Raw genomic sequence first — 20,397 nt, 5'->3', positions numbered from 1 at the left:
ACTTGCCGTTGCTGTTACCAGCAAATGCCTTCGGTGCGGCCGGTGGTGCAGGTGGCCTTGGACATGAAGCCCACCAGGTCGATCACTTGCTTGCCGTGCGGGGCGTTCTGCGCCAGGGCGCGGAATTTCTCGTCACGGTTGCCAAGGATGATCACGTCGGAGTTGTTGATCACATCATCGAAGTCCGAGTTGAGCAGGGACGACACATGGGGGATCTTGCCTTCGATGTAGTCCTTGTTCGCGCCGTGGACACGGGCGTACTCGACGTTGCTGTCGTAGATGCTCAGGTCGAAGCCCTTGCCGATCAGCATCTCTGCCAGTTCCACCAGCGGACTTTCGCGCAGGTCGTCGGTGCCGGCCTTGAAGCTCAGGCCCAGCAGGGCGACTTTGCGCTTGTCGTGGCTGTTGACGATGTCAAAGGCGTTTTGCACCTGGGACTCGTTGCTGCGCATCAGCGAGTTGAGCAGCGGCGCTTCCACGTCCAGGGAGCTGGCGCGGTAGGTGAGGGCGCGCACGTCTTTGGGCAGGCACGAACCGCCAAAGGCGAAGCCTGGGCGCATGTAGTACTGGGACAGGTTGAGGGTCTTGTCCTGGCACACCACTTCCATCACTTCACGGCCATCGACGCCGACGGCCTTGGCGATGTTGCCGATTTCGTTGGCGAAGGTGACCTTGGTGGCGTGCCACACGTTGCAGGTGTACTTGATCATTTCGGCGACGGCGATGTCCTTGCGGATGATCGGCGCGTCGAGTTCTTCGTACAGCGACTGCAGGACATCGCCGGAGGCCTTGTCGAATTCGCCGATGACGGTCATCGGTGGCAGGTCGTAGTCGGCGATGGCGGTGGATTCACGCAGGAATTCCGGGTTGACCGCGACGCCGAAGTCGACGCCGGCTTTCTTGCCGGAGCAGTCTTCGAGGATCGGGATCACCACGTTGGCCACGGTGCCGGGCAGCACGGTGCTGCGCACCACGACGGTGTGGCGGGTGGCCTTGTCACGCAGGACAAAACCGATCTCGCGGCACACGGCTTCGATGTAGTCGAGTTCCAGGTCGCCGTTTTTCTTGCTCGGCGTACCGACGCAGATCATCGACAGGTCGGTGTCGCGAATGGCGTCGGCGAAGTTGGTGGTGCCACGCAGTCGGCCGGTTGCAATACCCTGGCTCAACAGTTCACCCAGACCTGGTTCAACGATCGGCGATTTGCCTGCATTGATCAGGTCGATCTTGTCCTTGGAGATGTCTACGCCGACCACTTCGTGGCCGCGGGCAGACAGGCAACCGGCACAGACTGCGCCAACGTAACCGAGACCAAATATGCTGATGCGCATCGCATTTACCTCTTTAATATTCATGCCAATAATTGGCCGGAGTTCATGTTTGCAAGCGTCACTGATGCCACGAAAGTTGGGCGAATAGACGCCGACTTACCGTGTACAGGCATGTTGAATAACGAGTGACTAACTATTGCACTCAAGTTGTGCGCAACTTGGCCTTGTTATTGGGGCTTGCCCTCAAATGCAGCCGGCCTTCCTGGGGGAAGGGCCCGGCGCCAGTGCCGCAGGGTCTTGATAGAGGCGTTAAGACCTTTAATATCAATGCCTTGGGTGTCATCACCGACACATTTGGGTAAGCGCTGCCTTGGCCTATAGGGGTTAGCAATTGATCCTTATCGCTGCCCTCAACTCACTATCAGTTGATGATGTGACCCATGAGTCAAAGTTGTTGGGCAACTTTGCTACTTCCTTGGATCGCTGTGTAAGTTATCTCCTACAGAAACAGAGAATTTCGTTACCGGTGGTATGAGCCGCCCATTTTGACGAAGTTCCAGCCCGCTCATCCTGTTTCCAGAAATTTCTTGAAATATTAGTAAAGATGGCACTGGTACTATATTGATAGCACTTGCGATTTGGGCCAGTAGTTATAGGGAGTTGGTGCGCGGGGATAGTTTTGTGCCACTAGTGTTTGAAAAAAGTGGTGCCACTACGAAAAAAAATGACGAATGTCGAGTGAAAGAATTGTTAGGAGTACGTCAAAATGTTTTTTGACGTCAAATAAATAGCGATTCTGGCAGTGGAGTGCAATAAAAAATGTGGGAGCTGGCTTGCCTGCGATAGCGGTGGGTCAGTCAAAAGTATGTTTGCTGAACCACCGCTATCGCGGGCAAGCCCGCTCCCACAGTTGAATCGGGTTAAAACGCCAATTTATAACCAATGGCCATCAACATCACCGCCAGGCACGGCCGCAGCACGCCGTCCGGCAGCTTGCCGGTCATATGGCTGCCGATGTAGATCCCGGGCAGCGAGCCCATCAGCAGAAAGCCCAGCAAGTGCCAATCCATATTGCCCATGCTTGCATGACCCAGGCCTGCCACCAGGGTCAGCGGCACGGCGTGGGCGATCTCGGTGCCGACCAGGCGGCGCGTGGCGAGGAACGGATAGAGGATAAACAACGCCACGGTGCCCAGGGCGCCGGCGCCGATGGAGGTCAGCGCGACCATGGTGCCCAGGATGGCGCCGGTGACCACCGTCAGCACGTTCAAGTTGCGCGGGCTCATGTGGTAGTCGTCACCGGCATGGCGCTGGGCGAAGGCCAGGAGCTGTTTCTTGAACAGGATCGCCAGGGCGGTCAGCAACAGCACCACGCCGAGGGCTTGCTTGATCACCGCGTTCATCGCGCTGGGGTCGGTGTGCAGGCTGGCGAGGAACCACAGGGTCAACAGCACGGCGGGCACGCTGCCGAGGGTCAGCCAACCGGTGATGGTCCAGTCGATGTTCTTGTTCTTGCTGTGCACCAGCACGCCACCGGACTTGGTGATCGCCGCGTACAACAGGTCAGTGCCCACGGCGGTGGCCGGGTTGATACCGAACCACAACAGGATCGGCGTCATCAGCGACCCCCCGCCCACACCGGTCATGCCCACGATAAAACCAACAATCAGGCCAGCAACGACGAAACCAACATTACCCACATCCATTACAACTACCTGCGGCCTTATAAATTTCTGGCGGCAGGATAGCGATTTTTCTTATAACGACTTATATCAATATGATCTGACTTTAGATCGTTTTGTTTTTTCTTTGATTTATTTATCGATGCCTGCATCCATTTGCCGTGCCCATGGGTAGTACCTGCAGCAACCCTGCTGTTCTACTCAATGGAGAAACACCCATGAACGCCAAAGCATTGCTCTGCCTGACTGCCCTGCTCGCCGCCCCGGCCGCTTTCGCCCAGACCGGCTTGCCCGACAGCATCAAGGTGCCGGATGGCCATAAGGTCGCCATGGAAACCACCGGTGTCGGCGAAATCACCTACGAGTGCCGCGACAAAGCCAACGCCGCCGGCCAGACCGAATGGACCTTCGTCGGCCCTAAAGCGGTGCTCAATGATCGCAGCGGCAAGCAAGTGGGCACCTACTTTGGCCCACCGGCGACCTGGCAGGCCAAGGACGGTTCGAAGATCACCGGCACCCAGCTGGCCGTGGCCCCGTCGAGCCCGGGCAACCTGCCGTATCAACTGGTCAAGGCCAACCCGGCCGAAGGCAAGGGCGCGATGAGCGGCGTGAGTTACGTCCAGCGTGTGGCCCTCAAGGGTGGCGTGGCGCCGAGCAGCGAGTGCACCACGGCCAACAAAGGCAAGCAGGAAGTGGTGAAGTACCAGGCCGACTACATTTTCTGGGCGGCCAACTGAGCAAACTCGGCTACGCTGCCCCCGGTGCAGATGAATTCGTTGTTCTGCCATTGGGGGTAGCCATACGTGTTTGATTACGAAGCCTGTCTGCTGGCCTGTGCCCGTGGCGACCAGCGCGCGTTGCGCCAACTCTACGAACAGGACAGCAGCCACTTGCTCGGCGTGGCCTTGCGCATCACGCGGGACAAGGCCCTGGCCGAAGATGTCGTGCATGACGCGTTTATCAAGATCTGGCGCGGCGCCGGCAGTTTCGACCCGGCGCGCGGCGCCGCCCGTGGCTGGGTATTCAGTGTGACCCGCCACCTGGCCCTCAATGCCATGCGCAACAGCTACCGCGAAGTGCCGTTGAGCGACGAACACGAGCCCATCGCCAGCCCTGAATTCCCGACACACTCCGGGCAGATCCACACCTGCCTGGAACAGCTCGACCCGGCCCGTCGCTCGTGCATCCTGCACGCCTATGTCGACGGTTATTCCCACAGCGAAATCGCCCGGAAACTGGACACCCCGTTGGGAACCGTCAAAGCCTGGATCAAACGTAGCCTCGCCGCGCTGCGGGAGTGCATGGCATGAGCAACCCCCTGGACGAACTGGCCAGTGAATACGTGCTGGGCACCCTGCCCGGCGAACAGCGCGCCGAGGTGGAACAACGCCTCCCGCACGACCCCGAGCTGCGCGCGGCCGTCGACGCCTGGGAGCAGCGCCTGCTGCCCCTGACCGCCTTGGCCGCACCGGTAACGCCCCCACCGCAGCTGTGGCAGCGCATCGAGCGCAACCTCAGTGGCGTGCGCACCCCGTGGTGGGACCTGCTGGCCCTCTGGCGCGCCTTGGCCGGCGCCGGGCTGGTGGCGACGCTGGCCCTGGCCGCGCTATTGCTGACCCGCCCAACGAGCCTTGAACCGACCTTTGTGGTGGTGCTGGTCGCCCCGCAGAACCAGGCGCCGGGCTGGGTAATCCAGGCCAGCAACAACCAGCAGATTCAGCTGATCCCGCTGGGGGTGATGGAAGTGCCGGCGGACAAGGCCCTGCAGTTCTGGACCAAGGGCGATGGCTGGCAGGGCCCGGTGTCGCTGGGGCTGGTCAAGCCGGGGCAGACGCTGTCGGTGCCGCTGGACAAGCTGCCGCCGCTGTCGCCCAACCAGCTGTTCGAACTGACGCTGGAAGACCCGCGCGGCTCGCCGACCGGCAAACCGACGGGGCCGATCCAGGCGATTGGCCGCGCGGTCAAGGTGCTCTGATCAGGCCACGCTGGGCAACCACACGCGAAACCGCGCGCCGCCCAAGGGCGAGGCTTGGGCGACCAAGGTGCCGCCCTGGGCTTCCATGGCGCGCCGGCTGATCGCCAACCCCAGGCCGAATCCACCGGTGGCGCGGTCGCGACTGCGGTCGAGGCGGTAGAACGGTTCGAAGATGCGCTCCCGCTGGTCCAGCGGGATGCCGATGCCATCGTCATCCACCCAGATCTCGCAGCCGTCGGGGCCGACCCTGACGCCCACCTGAATGCGTTTATCGCAGTAACGCGTGGCGTTGCGCAGCAGGTTCTGCAACACGCGGGCAGTAAGACGCGGGTCGAGGTTGAAACGCTCGACGGCGCAGTCGAGGGCCACATCGATGACGATCTCGGGGTTTTCCAGCTCGTCATCGACGCTGCCCAGCACGCTGTCGATAAACTCATCGAGCACCACTTCGACCCGCTCAGGCAGTTGCGCCGGGTTTTGCAGGCGGCTGTAGGACAGCAGTTCCAACACCAGTTCATCCAGCTCGCGGATATGCGCAACAAGGCCTTGCAGGCGTTCGCGGCTGGCCTGGGGCAAGTCGTCGGACAGCGCCAGGGCCAGGCCGAAATCCAGGCGCGTGAGCGGCGTGCGCAGTTCATGGGACACGGCGTTGAGCAGGTCGCGCTGCTGGTTGAGCAGCTGTTCGACATCATCGGCCATGGTGTCGAACACCGCCGCCAGGCTGCCGATGTTGGAGCTGGGGGGGATGCGCGTGCGCTCCGCCAGGTTGCCCCGGCCCAATTGCGCGGCGGTGCTTTTCAGGCGTTCCAGGTCTCGCCAATGGGGGCGCAACCAGACCAGAAGGCAGGCCAGCAGCGCGGCGCCGATCAGCACGTTCATCGACCAGTACAGCAGGTTCATGTCCAACGGGTCCGGCGGAATGGTCAGCTTGACCACGAACTGTTCGTTGATCGGCGAGCTGATGTCTTCCATCCAGCCCCACTCGCCCAGGCGGATCACCGGCTTGCCCTCGGCCAGCCGTTGCGCCTCGGCGGGGGTATAGCTGGCGTCCTGGCGCAGCAACAGTTGCACCTTGAGCGGCGCAAAGTCGGCGCTCAGCTGTTCGGTCAACTGCGACCAACGCTCCACCGGCGCCCGCAGGTACTGCTTGACGATGAGCTTCTGCATGCCGCGGGACTGCTCGACGTTGTAGTCCATGTAGCGGTGTTCGAAGAGCTGGATCACCAGCTTGGGAATCAGGAAGATCGCCGCGCTGTAGGTGACGATGGTGATCAGGTACAGCCGCAGGAGTACGCGAAACATCGGTCAGCATTCCCACTCGGAACGGCTGAACAGGTAGCCCTTGCCCCACACGGTCTTGATCTTGCGCGCTTCGCCGGCGTGGTCGTCGAACTTGCGCCGCAGCTTGGAGATGGCCACGTCCACCGAGCGGTCGGTGCCGTTGAACTCGATGCCGCGCAGGCGTTGCAGGATCTGGTCGCGGCTGAGCACTTCGCCCGCGTGCCGGGCCAGCACCACCAGCAGGTTGTATTCGCCGCTGGACAGCTCCACCACCTGCTCGCGCCAGGTCACGGTGCGTTCCGACAGGTCGATGCACAGGTTGCCCATGAGGATCTGGTCGTTGGCCACCTGCGGTTCGGACAGGCTGCTGCGCCGCAGCAAGGTGCGCACCCGCGCCAGCAAGACGCGGGGTTCGCAGGGTTTGGTCACGTAGTCGTCAGCGCCCATTTCCAGGCCGAGCACCTGGTCGTGGCTGTCGTCGCGGGCAGTGAGCATCAGGATCGGCAGGCCCGCCGAATCGGCGCGCAGCAGGCGGCACACTTGCAGGCCGTCGAGGCCGGGCAGCATCAGGTCGAGGATCACCAGGTCCGGCGGGTTGAGGCGCGCGCGTTCACGTACGTGGTCGCCACGGCTGAGCACGCTGACGTGGTAGCCATTGCGCTCCAGGTAGCTGGCAATCAGCTCGGAGAGTGCGGCGTCGTCTTCCACCAGGAGGATGTTGGGCATGTAAGGTGTTTCCATCGAATACAGTTATGGGTCTTACACAAATCCAATGTGGGAGCGGGCTTGCCCGCGATAGCGGTGTATCAGCAGAAATATTCTAGGCTGACCCACCGCTATCGCGGGCAAGCCCGCTCCCACATTGGATCTTTGGTGTTTGCAGGATTGTGCAAGGATATACGCCCGCAGCCCAGCGTGGGCTTTGCCTTACATTTCTTCACAGACGACCTACACAGCTTCACAGCACCCTGGCCCCACTGGCCTTAGGATGCACCGGTCATTATTGGGATAAGAGCATGTCGAAGAATCTGTTTGCGCCGTTTTGCCTGCTGGCCCTGACCCTTGCCCTGAGCGCGTGTGATCAGTCCGCCGCCGAGGCACCGCAGATGCCCCTGGCCAAAGTGCGTATCGAAACCCTTGAGGCCAAGCCGCTGTCCATCAGCAGCGAGCTGAGCGGGCGGATCGCTGCGCCGCGCATCGCCGAAGTGCGGGCACGGGTGGCGGGCGTGGTGATGCAGCGGGTGTTCAAGGAGGGCCATGACGTCAAACAGGGCGACGTGCTGTTTCGCATCGACCCAGCGCCGTTCAAGGCCGACCTCGACAGTGCCCAGGCCAACCTGAGCAAGGCCGAGGCCAACGCGTTCCAGGCGCGCCTGCAAGAGCAGCGCTACAGCCAACTGGTGGCCGACAAGGCCATCAGCGGCCAGGACTACGACAACGCCCGCGCAGCACTGCGCCAGACCAACGCCGAAGTCGCCGCCAACAAGGCCGCCGTGGAGCGCGCCAAATTGAACCTGGGCTACGCCACCGTGACCGCGCCGATTTCCGGGCGTATCGGCCGTGCCCTGGTGACCGAAGGCGCGCTGGTGGGCCAGAACGAGGCGACGCCGCTGGCGATCATCCAGCAACTGGACCCGATCCACGCCGACCTGACCCAGTCCACCCGCGAGCTGAATGACCTGCGCCGCGCCTTTCGCGCCGGCAGCTTGAAGCAGGTCGGCCAGGACCAGGCCAAGGCCACGCTGATCGAGGACGACGGCAGCCTCTACCCGCTGCCGGGCAAGTTGCTGTTCGCCGAGATCAGCGTCGACCCGGGCACCGGGCAGATCATCCTGCGCAGCGAGTTCCCCAACCCGGACCTCGACCTGCTGCCCGGCAGTTTTGTGCGGGTGCGCCTGGAACAGGCCGTCGACAGGCAAGGCATCAGCGTGCCGCAACGCGCCATTACCCGTGACAGCGCGGGTATCCCGATGGTGTTGCTGCTGGACGCCGAGCAGACCGTCAGCCAGCAACCGGTGGAATTGGGCGCGGTGATCGACGACCGCTGGGTGGTCAGCCACGGCCTCAAGCCCGGCGACCGCATCATCGTCGAAGGCCTGCAACACGCCCGCCCCGGGGAAAAAGTCGAGGTGGACAACAGCCCCACCTCCGGCCAGCTCGCAAAGGAATAATCCGACATGCCGCAGTTCTTTATCGACCGCCCGATCTTCGCCTGGGTGGTGGCCCTGTTTATCCTGTTGGCCGGCCTGCTGGCCATCCCGCAGTTGCCGGTGGCGCAGTACCCCAACGTCGCACCGCCGAAAGTCGAAATCTATGCGGTGTACCCTGGCGCGTCGGCGCAGACCCTGGATGAAAGCGTGGTCAGCCTGATCGAGCAGGAGCTCAACGGTGCCGACCACCTGCTGTATTTCGAGTCCCAGAGCAGCCTCGGTTCGGCCACCATCACCGCCACCTTCCAGCCGGGCACCGACCCGGAGATGGCCCAGGTGGACGTGCAGAACCGCCTCAAGGCCGTCGAGCCACGCCTGCCGCAGGCGGTGACCCAGCAAGGTTTGCAGGTGGAGAAGGTCTCCGCCGGCTTCCTGTTGCTGGTCACGCTGACGTCCAACGACGGCAAGCTGGATGACGTCGCGCTCAGCGACTACCTGGCGCGCAACGTGATGAACGAGCTCAAGCGCCTGGACGGTGTGGGCAAGGCGCAGCTGTATGGCGCCGAGCGCGCGATGCGCATCTGGATCGACCCGCAGAAGCTGATCGGCTTCAACCTCACGCCCGCCGATGTGAACGCGGCGATCAGTGCGCAGAACGCCCAGGTCTCGGCCGGCAGCATCGGTGATTTGCCGGGCACCAAAACCCAGGAAATCACGGCGGCGATCCTGGTCAAAGGCCAGCTGTCGACGCCGGCGGAATTCGCCGACATCGTGCTCAAGGCCAACCCGGACGGCTCCACCGTGCGCGTCGGCGATGTGGCGCGGGTGGAAATCGGCAGCCAGGAATACCAGTTCTCCACGCGCCTGAATGGCAAGCCGTCCACCGCCGTCAGCGTGCAGTTGGCGCCCGGCGCCAACGCGCTGAACACCGCGACCCTGGTGCGGGCGAAGATGGACGAGCTGTCGCGCTACTTCCCGGCGAACGTGGACTACAAGATTCCGTACGACACCTCGCCCTTCGTCAAGGTCTCGATCACCAAGGTGGTCTACACCTTGCTGGAGGCCATGGCGCTGGTGTTTGCGGTGATGTTCCTGTTCCTGCAGAACGTGCGCTACACGCTGATCCCGACGCTGGTGGTGCCGATCGCGCTGATGGGCACCTTTGCCACCATGCTGTTGCTGGGCTTCTCGATCAACGTGCTGACCATGTTTGGCATGGTGCTGGCCATCGGCATCCTGGTGGACGACGCGATTGTGGTGGTGGAGAACGTCGAGCGCATCATGGTCACCGAGGGCCTGTCGCCCAAGGAAGCCACGCGCAAGGCCATGGGCCAGATCACTGGCGCCATCGTCGGCATCACCCTGGTGCTGGTGGCGGTGTTCCTGCCGATGGCGTTCATGGCCGGCTCCGTGGGGGTGATCTACCAGCAGTTCTCGCTGTCGATGGCCACTTCGATCCTGTTCTCGGCGTTCCTGGCCCTGACCTTGACTCCAGCGCTGTGCGCCACCTTGCTCAAGCCGATTGCCAAGGGCGAGCACCATGCCAAGGGCGGCTTCTTCGGCTGGTTCAACCGGCGTTTCGAGCAGCTCACCGACCGTTATGAAGGCTGGGTGGCCTACGCCCTCAAGCGCAGCGGCCGTTACCTGCTGATTTACCTGGTGCTGCTGGTGGGCCTGGGCTGGATGTTCACGCGCCTGCCCTCCTCGTTCCTGCCGGTGGAAGACCAGGGCTACACCATCACCGACATCCAGCTGCCGCCCGGCGCCAGCAAGAACCGCACGGTGCAGGTGGCCGAGCAGATCGAAGCGCACAACGCCGGCGAGCCGGGGGTGGGCGACACCACCATGATCATGGGCTTCAGCTTCTCCGGTTCGGGGCAGAACGCCGCGCTGGCGTTTACCACGCTCAAGGATTGGTCGGCGCGTGGCAGCGCGGATTCGGCGATGGCGATTGCCGACCGCGCCAACGCCGCGTTCAGCGAGCTCAAGGATGCGATTGCCTACGCCATCCTGCCGCCGCCGGTCGACGGCCTGGGCACCTCCAGCGGCTTTGAGTTCCGCTTGCAGGACCGTGGCGGCGTCGGCCATGCCGCACTGATGGCGGCGCGTACCGAGTTGCTCGCGGCGGCGGAAAAGAGCCCGATCCTCGCCAACGTGCGCGAAAGCGCCCTGGCCGAAGCGCCGCAGGTGCAGTTGGAGGTGGACCGCAAACAGGCCAACGCACTGGGGGTGTCCTTCGCGGATGTGGGCAACGTGCTGTCCTCGGCGATTGGTTCGGCCTATATCAACGACTTCCCCAACCAGGGCCGCATGCAGCGGGTGGTGGTGCAGGCAGAAGGCGACCAGCGCAGCCAGGTGGCCGATCTGATGAAGATCCATGTGCGCAACAACGCCGGGAAGATGGTGCCGCTGTCGGCGTTTGTCGAAGCCAAGTGGACCCAGGGCCCGGCGCAGTTGACGCGCTACAACGGCTACCCGGCCATCGCCATCAGCGGCGAAGCGGCACCGGGCCACAGCACCGGCGAGGCGATGGATGAAATCCAGCGCCTGGTCAACCAGTTGCCAGCGGGTTTGGGCCAGGAATGGACCGGGCTGTCGTTGCAGGAACGTTTGTCCGGTGCCCAGGCGCCGCTGCTGTTGGGCCTGTCGTTGCTGATCGTGTTCCTCTGCCTGGCCGCGTTGTATGAAAGCTGGTCGATCCCGACCTCGGTGTTACTGGTGGTGCCCCTGGGCGTGCTCGGCGCGGTGTTGGCGGTGAGCTTGCGCGGCATGCCCAACGATGTGTTCTTCAAGGTGGGCTTGATCACCATCATTGGCCTGTCGGCGAAGAACGCGATCCTGATCATCGAGTTTGCCAAGGACCTGTATGACCAGGGTGAAGACCTGATCAGCGCCACATTGAAAGCGGCACGCCTGCGCTTGCGGCCGATCATCATGACCTCGCTGGCGTTCATCCTTGGCGTGGTGCCGTTGGCGATTGCCACCGGGGCCAGCTCGGCGAGCCAGCAGGGGATTGGTACGGGGGTGATTGGCGGGATGATCACCGCGACGCTGGCGGTGGTGTTTGTGCCGGTGTTTTTCGTGGTGGTCATGAAACTGGTCAGGAAGAACACCCGATAACCTGTGGGAGCTGGCTTGTGTGGGAGCTGGCTTGCCTGCGATGCAGGCGACTCGGTACATCTGGGATAGCGAGTCGATGCTATCGCAGGCAAGCCAGCTCCCACAGGGATCGGGTACAGTCTGCTCACACACGGTTATTTGTGAGCCCTCATGCCCTTTCTCGTCCGCACGCATCCACGCCTTTCCACCGCCGCCGTGCTGGGCCTTGCTGTCGGCATCCTGGCACCCGCCGACGGTCTCATCAGCAAAACCCTCATCGGCTGGAACGCCGGGGTCTGGACCTACCTGGTACTGATGCTGTGGCTGACCATCCGCGCCAAGGCCCCCGACGTCAAACGCATCGCCGAAATCGAAGATGAAAACGCCGGGCTGGTGCTGTTCATGGTGTGCATCGCGGCCATCGCCAGCCTGGCGACGATCACCTTCGAACTGGTCGGCAGCAAGGACCTGCCCACCACCGCGCGCCTGCTGCACTACGGTTTTACCGGGTTGACGGTGATCGGTTCGTGGTTGCTGATCGGGGTGATTTTCAGCGTGCACTACGCGCGCCTTTATTACACCTGGGGCGGCAAGGAACCGGCGCTGCGTTTTGCCGAGGGCCTGACGACGCCCAATTACTGGGACTTCCTGTACTTCTCGTTCACCATCGGCGTGGCGGTGCAGACTTCGGATGTGGGTGTGGCCACGCGGGGCATGCGCAAGGTGGTGTTGGGGCAGTCGTTGATCGGGTTTCTGTTCAATACAGCGATTCTGGGGTTCTCGATCAATATCGCCGCCGGGTTGTTCGGCTGAAACAAAAAAAGGGCAAGCCGAAGCTTCCCCTTTCAAATGACCGCGCTTCTTAGAAATCGTAGCGCACGCCGAAGTTGACACCCCACGGCTGGTCGATCTGCTTGCCTTTGCTGGTTTCGACGTCGGCATGCAGCTTGACGTTCTTCGATACCGACATGGCGACACCGGCGGCCAGTTCGACACGCGAACCAAACACGTCGTTGTTGAAGGTCTGATCGTTGATCTTGACCTGGTTGCTGTGGTTGAACTCATGGGCAACCGCAGTGCGCAGGTACGGCTGCAACACGCCGCCGCTGTCCAGCTGGATGTCCTTGCCCACCGTCACGCCCACTTTGCCGACAACCGACGCCGAACGGTCACCCTTGGCGTGCAGACCGTTGTCCAGGTCGTAGCTCTGGGCCTGGATGATGGTCGCCGACAGCTGCGAGTACGGTTCGACAAAGAAGCCGTCATCCAGCTTGATATGACGACCCACTTCAACCGAGGCACCGACAGCGTTCTGCGCATAGTTGCCTTTGGCTTTCTTGCCATCGCTCATGGTCACGTCGACGTTGTTGTGCAAGCGGTTGAGCTTGGCGACACCATCGAAGTACAGACCGCTTTCATCATCCAACCAGGTGGCGTAGGCACCCAGGTAGTAGCTCTTGACGTCGGCTTTGCTGCCACGGTTCAGGTCCAGGTCCGAGGTGCTGTGACCGGCCATCACACCCGCCATCCACTGCCCGTCACCGCCGGACAACGGCGCATCGGCACCGATGGTGAAGCCCTTCTGGGTTTGTGCATAACCGGCGCCGTTCTTGTTGGCGGCCACTTCATACTTGTTGCCGTAGCTGCGCATCCACAGGCCGTTGTCCTTGTGTTCGCTGAAGCGCAGTTCACCCATGCGAGTACGCAGGATGGACGACTCACCGTACAACACGGTCGGCGCGCTGTTGAACAACGCCAGTACCGAACGGGCGCTGGTGCTGGCACCACGGCGCGTCGGGTCGAGCAGCCAGTCGGTGCCGTCCTTCTGCAAGCCGTAGGCAAAGGCGCCGATGTCCACGGTGTCGCCCAGCAGGGAGAAGTGCGCGTCGCCGCCTTCGGTGTGAACCACCTTGATCGGTTCGCCACGGGCCAGCTCCGAGCCGGTGGCAGCCAACAGCAGGCTGTGATTGCCCTCGGCCTTGCCTTCCACGTTGAGGAAGTCGGTCTGGTGCGTGGAGAAGTCGGTGTGCATGACGAAGGTGCCTTCGCCTTCCAGGCTCTTCACGTCCAGTTGGTAGAACTCGTCTGCACCACCAAAATGCACGGCACCACCGCCCATCTTCAAGGCTTCGACATTGCTGTCGCCCACCAATACCCAGTTGGATGCCTCGTTAACGCTCAACTCGGCGACGTTTTTCAACTGGCCAGTCAGCCAGGAGCCGTTGTTAAGTTGTACTTTGGCGGTGCTGCCCTCTTCGGCGACAATGTCGCCCTCCAGGAAACTCCGGTCGACGTTCATGTTGGCCGAGGAGCCGCCGGTGACTTCAAGGATATTGCCGTTACCGCCCTTGAGGGTCGAACCGTTGCGAATCTGAATATCGGCATCAACCAGCTCGCCGGCCTTTGAACTTTCGACCAGGATGGCAGCACCGGTTTTGCCCTCTACATGCGAACCATTGAGTACCAGCGTATTGGGCACATCGGTGCTGCGGTCCATATCCATCCGCACGCCATTCTGACCGCCTGTGATCAGGCTATTGTTCGCGACGGCCTGGCCAAACAGATACAAGCCAACGCCATTGACAGCAGTGCCTTCAAGTTCGGCTCCGTTGAGTTCCAGCGTGCTGTTGCCACTGACACTGGCGCCACGCGTAGTGCCTTTGATAAGGCTATTGAATACGGAGGCGGTTGCGCCTTCATCAACGCCGACTCCGCGGGAAACAACCAAGCCGATGCCATTACTGTGAGTGAGCGTGCTGTTTTGTATGGAAAGCGTACCGCCACTCATGAAGACCGCTGCGGGCTGCGTGGCGCGCGCGGTAACCTCGGCGCCACTGAGACTTACGTTTGAATCGAATGCAGTGATGTCTTGAGTCTTGCTGCCCGCGGTAACCGTCAACGTCGCAGACTGCGCGCGAATTTGCTTGGTGGTTGCCCCTTCTACCGTCAGGCCGGAGCCAGACCGCAGTTCGAAGCTGTCTGGCGGAGGGCCAGGGCGAACCGTTTCATTTGGGCCGGTTACCACACGGGCTTCAGCAACACCCGCCATAAGGACCAGCAAAGAGACTGCGTTTGCCTTCAAGGCAACACTTAAAGGGCTGAGTTTAAAATTGAAAATTGACGACATTGGACGAACCTCTGGGTTTGGCATTCCTTGAAGGAAGAAATTGGCCGGTACCGAAGAGCGTGGGACCTTGCCAATCAAGCGGCGCCAAGTTACCCAGAGTCGTTCCCTGTTTATGTAGGATTAATCTTAAGCACTAGTGCTAATAGTCGATGGAGAACGTGTGAGTGAGGATATTGATTCGACTTCGCCTGTCACACCACGAAACCAGGGAGCAGCGTGGCTGCTCCTTGGCCGTTTTTTCAAAACAACTCAGGGTGCCGGAGGTACCGGCGTGTTATCGCAGTAGGTGGGAGAAACACCGGCTTTGATCGCACGCATCACGTGGAAGGCTTCACTGGATGTCAAAGGCCCCGTCGGCAATTGAATCGTGTAGTTGATCCGTGCCGACCCCATCAACCGTACTCCATAGTTAGGCTGGACAACCTTCATGATGGTGGAGAACGGTCCCAGGTCCACCTCAAACCCCAGCGCAATCATGGACGCTGTCAGCGGAGGGGAATTCGTGAAGCTGGCGGCTGCCGTTACTTCAGTCGTGCCGGTGTTGTCGCTGTAGCCTTTCCAGTCCACCCGGACCACCATAAACGGCTCGAACAAGCTCGATGGCGGGATATACACCCTGATGTTACCGTCCGTATTCAACGGCCTCACCGTAGAGCAGAGGATGATGCCCGGTGGACCGCCAGCCAGCTCAAGGTTGCGCACCTCTGGCTGCGCGAGAGACTGAACATTGGCCTGTACATCCACCAGTGTGAAAACGGACTCCTGCCGATTCGTGCCGGTTGCCGCGCTGATGGTGTAATACACCTGCTTCAGAGGCGGCGCATTACCATGCTTGGCAATCAGTGCCCATTGAATCTGCAGCGCTGGCACGACAGGCTGGCCGGCCATTCCCCCCGTAATGGTACGCGTGGCTGCCAGTTCCCCCTCGTAGAAAAGTCGGATGACAAAATCTTCGGCGTCAGGGGTCGGCGTTGCGTCCCATAGCGTGATATGGGCATTCGCTGGCCGGTTGGCGTGGATTGGCAATAACTCATTGTCATCACCCTCGACCCCGCTCGCATCCACCCCTTTGATCACGACGGGGTACAGATCGGTGTTCACCAGGTCAGGTGGGTCCGTTGGGTCGGGGCCGACCACTTTCAGATTCAAATTGATCAGCGTCGGCGGCGCAGGCGGATACGTAACGGATCGACGTTTGATGACGTACGTAACCGTCAACGGCAGGTCCCCCGTCGAGGCACCATAGAGGCTGACCAATGTATGGAAGGGAACCGGAATAGGGACTGGAAAGCTGGTGCTTCCTAGTGGGGTGCTCTTGATGGTTTCAGTACCGACACTCGTCGAAAGCGTGATATCAAAGTAATCCCCGTCATCGCCCCGCTGAAAATCATCATAGGCCGGGATCCGCACAATCATCCCGAAGTCAATGGACGCGTCGACCCGGTCAAACAGGCCGTCACCCGGAAACGCCCTGTTGATCAATGGCGCTTTGAGGTTTCGTGGGCCCGGCATCAATGCCACGTCGAACGAGAGCGTTGAGGAGAGCCGACTCACGTTACGTGCTGCATCCAGCAGTTCATACCGGAGAGTATTGAAGCCGTCCGGCCCCGCCTCTACGACGCTTTTTGGCAATGGGAACCTCAAATCTGTAACCGGCCAATCCACATCGGTAGAGGGTGGATTAGGTGCATAAGGAGTATCAGAACCATTGTAATACAGCCTCAGGGTGTCCCCTGGTGCGCGCCCATGGGCAACATAGTCAGGAATCGAGAAAAACAGTCGATCATTGGGCGGGGCCGGGAAGTCAGCCAAGTCAATCGGCAGTGTCACACCGGCCGGTAGAATGGCCGCGGGAGGGTTACTCGGAGAAGATGCATAAGGCGCTTCGGTATCGACAATCAGCCGCGTCGGATCCGACTCACTCAAGTTCGGAATACGGACGATAAACACCTCGTACTTTATGTCCCAGAAGCCCGGGGGCCGCCTGCCTCGGACGATATTCGTGGTGGCAAAGGCTTGGGGAAGCGTCGCATCAAAACTAAATTGGAACGTGATGAACGGGTCACCGTATTCAGCATCATCCGCAGGTTTTATATACACACGTGCAGTATCAGGGTTGCTAGGATCGGTGCTGAAGTCTTCCCAGCGCGGCAAACGCAGCTCCATATTTTCGGCCAAGGCCTGCTCCCGGTAAATCAAACCCGGAAAACCTGGAACAAAATCAAACTCCGGCGCCTCCAATTCCGCCAACACCGCCGGCGGCGGATTTTTTGCCGCATTGAGTTTGGCAAAATAGTCTCGCGTTTTTTTGTTCATCATTAATCTCCATTGAGTGACCTATCTGGAATGACGAACAACAGCAATAATACTATTCGATTAGCCCAGATCATTTTTTACAACTGTTTACCCGACTAAAAACGGCACTTCCCGATTTCAGATCTCGTAAAGTCGCTTTATCCCAAGCACTTCATCGTCACGTTATTACTTATGTCCCATCAGCATCGGCACACCGTCACTCGAACAGTTGATGACATCGCCCGCCTGGCAAAAACCACCGGAGGGGTAAGCCAAATCAACCCTGAACCGTCGAATGACCGATTGACCAATCTTCGATGGGCCGCGCCACACCTCATACCAGGCTTGTGCAGTGCCTCTAAGGCGCAACGAATACACCACAGGGTCGTACGGGGAGACGATAAATTTCAGCCCATTCGCCAAGTCCATAGGGGTGCTAAAAGACTGACGCTCGGCGAACCGGCTTTCCTCCACAACCGGATCATTCCAACCGTTATTGTTATAGCCGTGGGTAAAAAACCGGATTTCATCGTTCAGTGCAAAATCTGTGTGAGGTACCACTTCCCAAGTGACGCCGAAAAAAATTTCCGGGGAGGAACAGCAGGTGAGGAAGGTCCCTGTCCCCCCGATAAGCGTGTGACGAATAACTGGTGCAGGAAAACTGGCCACAGCGCCCGTATTGACATTGACCAGGGTGTTTGCCGACTGCTGCTGGTTAACGCCATTATCGGTGGTGTAATACACGCGCAACGCGGGGTTGATGATGCCCTCCACGACCGCCCAAGGAATAACGCTGGAAAATACTAATTGGCCCCCCACTTCCCCCGGCTGCACCGTTTTGGTTGCAACGGGGCCGATATCATTCCAAAAGAACCGCAGCACTTGCCCTGGCTGTGGATCGTCATAAAGAAACACACGGGCACGGGCCCCCACGTCTTGGTCCCGATGATCGACTACATTGGGTTCGTTTAACACCAAGCCGCGCACTTCAGCCAACGGGAGGTCGGGGTTGAGCAGCGCGGGCGCTCCCGCATGATCCTGCCCGGCAACCGTGAAATCCTGCTGGATACGTCGTGTAAATGAAGGAAAGGTCGAGAGGCCACGAATGATCTCGTAACGAACTCGCACCTCCTCCGCTACCAGATCTGCCAACGGGCCACGCATGGTTAACCAGGGGATCAGCACCTCGGTCACCACGCCATTGAGCACCGGTACATCGGCGACCGGCCGATCATCCCAGAACACCCTGGCGCGATCATTTGAGGCCCAGTTCAGGTAAGGATCAATCAGCACCACAACCCCTGCCCTCGCATCATCACGCTTGATGAGGTTGTCATCGTAGGCAGGTGGCCGGATACGAGGCGCTGCAAGCGGTACTCCCGGACTCGCGATCAGGTTCAACACAAACGGCAAACCGGCACTGCGTGTACTAAAGTTACCGGCCCTATCGAACACCCGATAAAAGATAAAAGCTGGCCCATTGTTCAGCCTACGAAACGCGTCAGCTGCCAGCTCAACCACCAGCGGGTCTGAAATATTTTCAAGTATGTGAACGCCATCAGGCCCGTCCGCTGGCGGGTTTGGACTATTGGATAGGAACATTTCAACACGGTCTTCGCCACTTCGCCTCAGATAAGGCGGCACGTTGAACCTTACCGGGTCATTGCTCGCGAGATAGGGCTCATCGATACCTGTAACAGGTGGCGTCACGAAGCTCAGTTGATCATCTGGTCGAAGCAGTTCCGGCCCTTCCATATCGATGGTCAAGGTGAGCTTCGGGTCAAGCTCACTCATCTGCCCTTCCGAATCGACCACTCGATAAAACAAATCCACGGTGCCTGAACGCTCTCTCAGCATCAGCAACGGCACATGCACTTCAATAAAGGGCGGTAACGGAGGGGGGGGCGCATTGACGAGTTCAAAATCGGCCTGCCTTTCGATACCGTCCCGCAGCCAGATGAGGTACAGTCTGTGGGGGGTGTCTGCAGGCTCCGGCGCAGGTAGCCACATGGGCACCCTCACCAACAAGTCCGCCAGCAACAGGTGGACGGGCACCAAACCTTCGGGGTCGAGAGGATCAACACCCGGGATTTCCATCGGCCCAAGTGCCAGGACCGTTCCACTGTGTGTTAGTTGAGGCTGAGCAGGTGTGGATACAGACATTTTCTTTCTCCTGATGCGTGGCCGGTCGTAAACGCCTGGCAGCTATTCGCCTATGAGGAAAGTAAATGCCAAACCAGTCGACTCGACTACTGTCAGAACTAACAGGCTAACGACCCGTTCGTCGGCTTGGCGGGATAACTGCGACTATAAAAAACCGAAGATTAACTTGACGATTGCGTGTAGCTGATGTCTTCTGAAACCGGTTTCAGCGCAATCCCAGCGCATACAATAAGAAAGGCTCTGCCATGACTTCATTTTCCGCCGCCCAGCGTAGCCGCGTAACCATGCTTGATGTGGCAGAGCGAGCCGGCGTGTCGAAAGCCAGCGTCTCGCGTTTTATCGGCGACGACCGCGCCCTGCTCTCCGACGCCATCGCCCTGCGCATCGAGCAAGCCATCGAGCAACTTGGCTACCGCCCCAACCAAATGGCTCGTGGCCTGAAACGTGGGCGCACACGCCTGATCGGCATGCTCGTCGCCGATATCCGCAACCCCTATTCCATTGCCGTGATGCACGGCGTCGAAACCGCCTGCCGCCAGCACGGCTACAGCCTGGTGGTGTGCAACACCGACCGCGATGACGAACAGGAGCGCCAGCACCTCGCTGCGCTGCGTTCGTACAACATCGAAGGGCTGATCGTGAACACCCTCGGCCATCACCTCGACCAACTGCTGGAACTGCAACGGGAAATGCCCCTGGTGCTGGTGGACCGCAAGGTCGAGACACTGCACAGCGACCTGGTGGGCTTGGACAACCCGGCGGCGGTGCGCATGGCCGTTGAGCATCTTGAGCAACAGGGTTATCGCGACGTGCTGCTGGTGAGCGAAGCCACCGATGGCACCAGTTCGCGGTTGGAGCGCTTGGACAGCTTCAAGGCTGAGATTGCGGGCCGCCCGCAGCTGACCGGTGCGGTAGTGGAACTGGACGGCGAACTGGAACAGCACCTGCAAACCTTCCTCGTCAAACCCGGCCCCAAGGCGCTGTTCTGCGCCAACGGCGTCGCCGCGCTGGCCTGCACCCGCGCGCTCAAGAACCTGGGCTGCAACTTGTTCGACGATGTCGGCCTGATCGCCCTGGATGACCTGGACTGGTACCCGCTGGTAGGGAATGGCATTACCGCCCTCGCCCAACCCACCGAAGCCATCGGCGCCAGCGCATTCGAGTGCCTGCTCAAGCGCCTGCGCGGCGATACCGAACCGACGCGCACCCTGGATTTCCTGCCCGAACTCATCATCCGAGGCTCAACACAATCCGTTGTGGGAGCTGGCTTGCCTGCGATAGCGGTGGGTCAGCCAAGCATGGATTGACTGACCCACCGCTATCGCAGGCAAGCCAGCTCCCACCATTTGATTTT

Annotated in this window: 15 protein-coding genes; 8 read left to right on the top strand and 7 right to left on the bottom strand. The window is 60.5% G+C overall.

Annotated features, from left to right (window positions below):
• Positions 1–14: 14 nt before the first annotated feature.
• A complete protein-coding gene (locus B348_RS0124405; RefSeq protein WP_017738654.1) occupies positions 15–1,331 on the bottom strand; it encodes a nucleotide sugar dehydrogenase in 1,317 nt (438 codons plus the stop codon).
• A gap of 860 nt (positions 1,332–2,191) precedes the next feature.
• Positions 2,192–2,977, bottom strand: coding sequence for a sulfite exporter TauE/SafE family protein (locus B348_RS0124400; RefSeq protein WP_017738653.1), 786 nt, complete (start codon positions 2,975–2,977; stop codon positions 2,192–2,194).
• 194 nt (positions 2,978–3,171) lie between these two features.
• Here B348_RS0124400 and B348_RS0124395 point away from each other — a divergent pair, with 194 nt between their 5' ends.
• The 3 genes from B348_RS0124395 (at position 3,172) to B348_RS0124385 (ending at position 4,928) form a co-directional block, all read left to right on the top strand.
• Positions 3,172–3,690 carry a DUF3455 domain-containing protein gene (locus B348_RS0124395; RefSeq protein WP_017738652.1) on the top strand — a complete coding sequence of 173 codons (519 nt, stop codon included), beginning with the start codon at positions 3,172–3,174 and terminating at the stop codon, positions 3,688–3,690.
• A 66-nt stretch (positions 3,691–3,756) separates the two neighbouring features.
• Positions 3,757–4,263 (top strand): sigma-70 family RNA polymerase sigma factor, encoded by a 507-nt coding sequence (locus tag B348_RS0124390; protein WP_017738651.1) that lies wholly within the window; start codon positions 3,757–3,759, stop codon positions 4,261–4,263.
• Complete coding sequence (locus B348_RS0124385) at positions 4,260–4,928, top strand: anti-sigma factor domain-containing protein (RefSeq protein WP_017738650.1); 669 nt, start codon at positions 4,260–4,262, stop codon at positions 4,926–4,928. Before B348_RS0124390 ends, B348_RS0124385 begins: the two co-directional genes overlap by 4 nt.
• On the opposite strand, the gene B348_RS0124380 is transcribed toward B348_RS0124385, so the two are convergent.
• Positions 4,929–6,230, bottom strand: coding sequence for an ATP-binding protein (locus tag B348_RS0124380; RefSeq protein ID WP_017738649.1), 1,302 nt, complete (start codon positions 6,228–6,230; stop codon positions 4,929–4,931).
• 3 nt (positions 6,231–6,233) lie between these two features.
• The gene (locus B348_RS0124375) at positions 6,234–6,935 is read right to left on the bottom strand and encodes a response regulator transcription factor (protein WP_017738648.1); all 702 of its coding nucleotides are present in this window, start codon (positions 6,933–6,935) and stop codon (positions 6,234–6,236) included.
• A 290-nt stretch (positions 6,936–7,225) separates the two neighbouring features.
• On the opposite strand from B348_RS0124375, the gene B348_RS0124370 reads away from it, so the two are divergent.
• The 3 genes from B348_RS0124370 (at position 7,226) to B348_RS0124360 (ending at position 12,271) form a co-directional block, all read left to right on the top strand.
• On the top strand, positions 7,226–8,380 hold the full coding sequence (locus B348_RS0124370; protein ID WP_017738647.1) for an efflux RND transporter periplasmic adaptor subunit: 1,155 nt from the start codon (positions 7,226–7,228) through the stop codon (positions 8,378–8,380).
• Positions 8,381–8,386: 6 nt separating this feature from the next.
• The gene (locus tag B348_RS0124365) at positions 8,387–11,479 is read left to right on the top strand and encodes an efflux RND transporter permease subunit (RefSeq protein ID WP_017738646.1); all 3,093 of its coding nucleotides are present in this window, start codon (positions 8,387–8,389) and stop codon (positions 11,477–11,479) included.
• 150 nt (positions 11,480–11,629) lie between these two features.
• Entirely contained in the window at positions 11,630–12,271 is a 642-nt protein-coding gene (locus B348_RS0124360; protein ID WP_017738645.1) for a DUF1345 domain-containing protein, read from the top strand.
• A gap of 49 nt (positions 12,272–12,320) precedes the next feature.
• Here the strand turns inward: B348_RS0124360 and B348_RS0124355 are convergent, their stop codons facing one another.
• Positions 12,321–13,955, bottom strand: a complete 1,635-nt coding sequence (locus B348_RS0124355) for an autotransporter outer membrane beta-barrel domain-containing protein (protein ID WP_017738644.1) — start codon at positions 13,953–13,955, stop codon at positions 12,321–12,323.
• Between B348_RS0124355 and B348_RS1000000132070 the strand changes: the two genes are divergently transcribed.
• The gene (locus B348_RS1000000132070; protein ID WP_017738643.1) at positions 13,905–14,309 is read left to right on the top strand and encodes a hypothetical protein; all 405 of its coding nucleotides are present in this window, start codon (positions 13,905–13,907) and stop codon (positions 14,307–14,309) included. The two genes, B348_RS0124355 and B348_RS1000000132070, sit on opposite strands and share 51 nt — an antisense overlap.
• A 525-nt stretch (positions 14,310–14,834) precedes the next feature.
• Here the strand turns inward: B348_RS1000000132070 and B348_RS0124350 are convergent.
• The gene (locus B348_RS0124350; protein ID WP_017738642.1) at positions 14,835–16,901 is read right to left on the bottom strand and encodes a hypothetical protein; all 2,067 of its coding nucleotides are present in this window, start codon (positions 16,899–16,901) and stop codon (positions 14,835–14,837) included.
• 165 nt (positions 16,902–17,066) lie between these two features.
• Positions 17,067–19,043 carry a hypothetical protein gene (locus B348_RS0124345; protein WP_026137031.1) on the bottom strand — a complete coding sequence of 659 codons (1,977 nt, stop codon included), beginning with the start codon at positions 19,041–19,043 and terminating at the stop codon, positions 17,067–17,069.
• Positions 19,044–19,288: 245 nt separating this feature from the next.
• On the opposite strand from B348_RS0124345, the gene B348_RS0124340 reads away from it, so the two are divergent.
• Entirely contained in the window at positions 19,289–20,350 is a 1,062-nt protein-coding gene (locus B348_RS0124340; RefSeq protein ID WP_026137030.1) for a LacI family DNA-binding transcriptional regulator, read from the top strand.
• Positions 20,351–20,397 lie beyond the last annotated feature (47 nt).

The sequence above is a fragment of the Pseudomonas sp. CBZ-4 genome, from assembly GCF_000346755.1.
Lineage (GTDB): Bacteria > Pseudomonadota > Gammaproteobacteria > Pseudomonadales > Pseudomonadaceae > Aquipseudomonas.
Note: the sequence above shows the minus strand (reverse complement) of the source record. Positions and strands in the feature narration are given on the sequence as shown.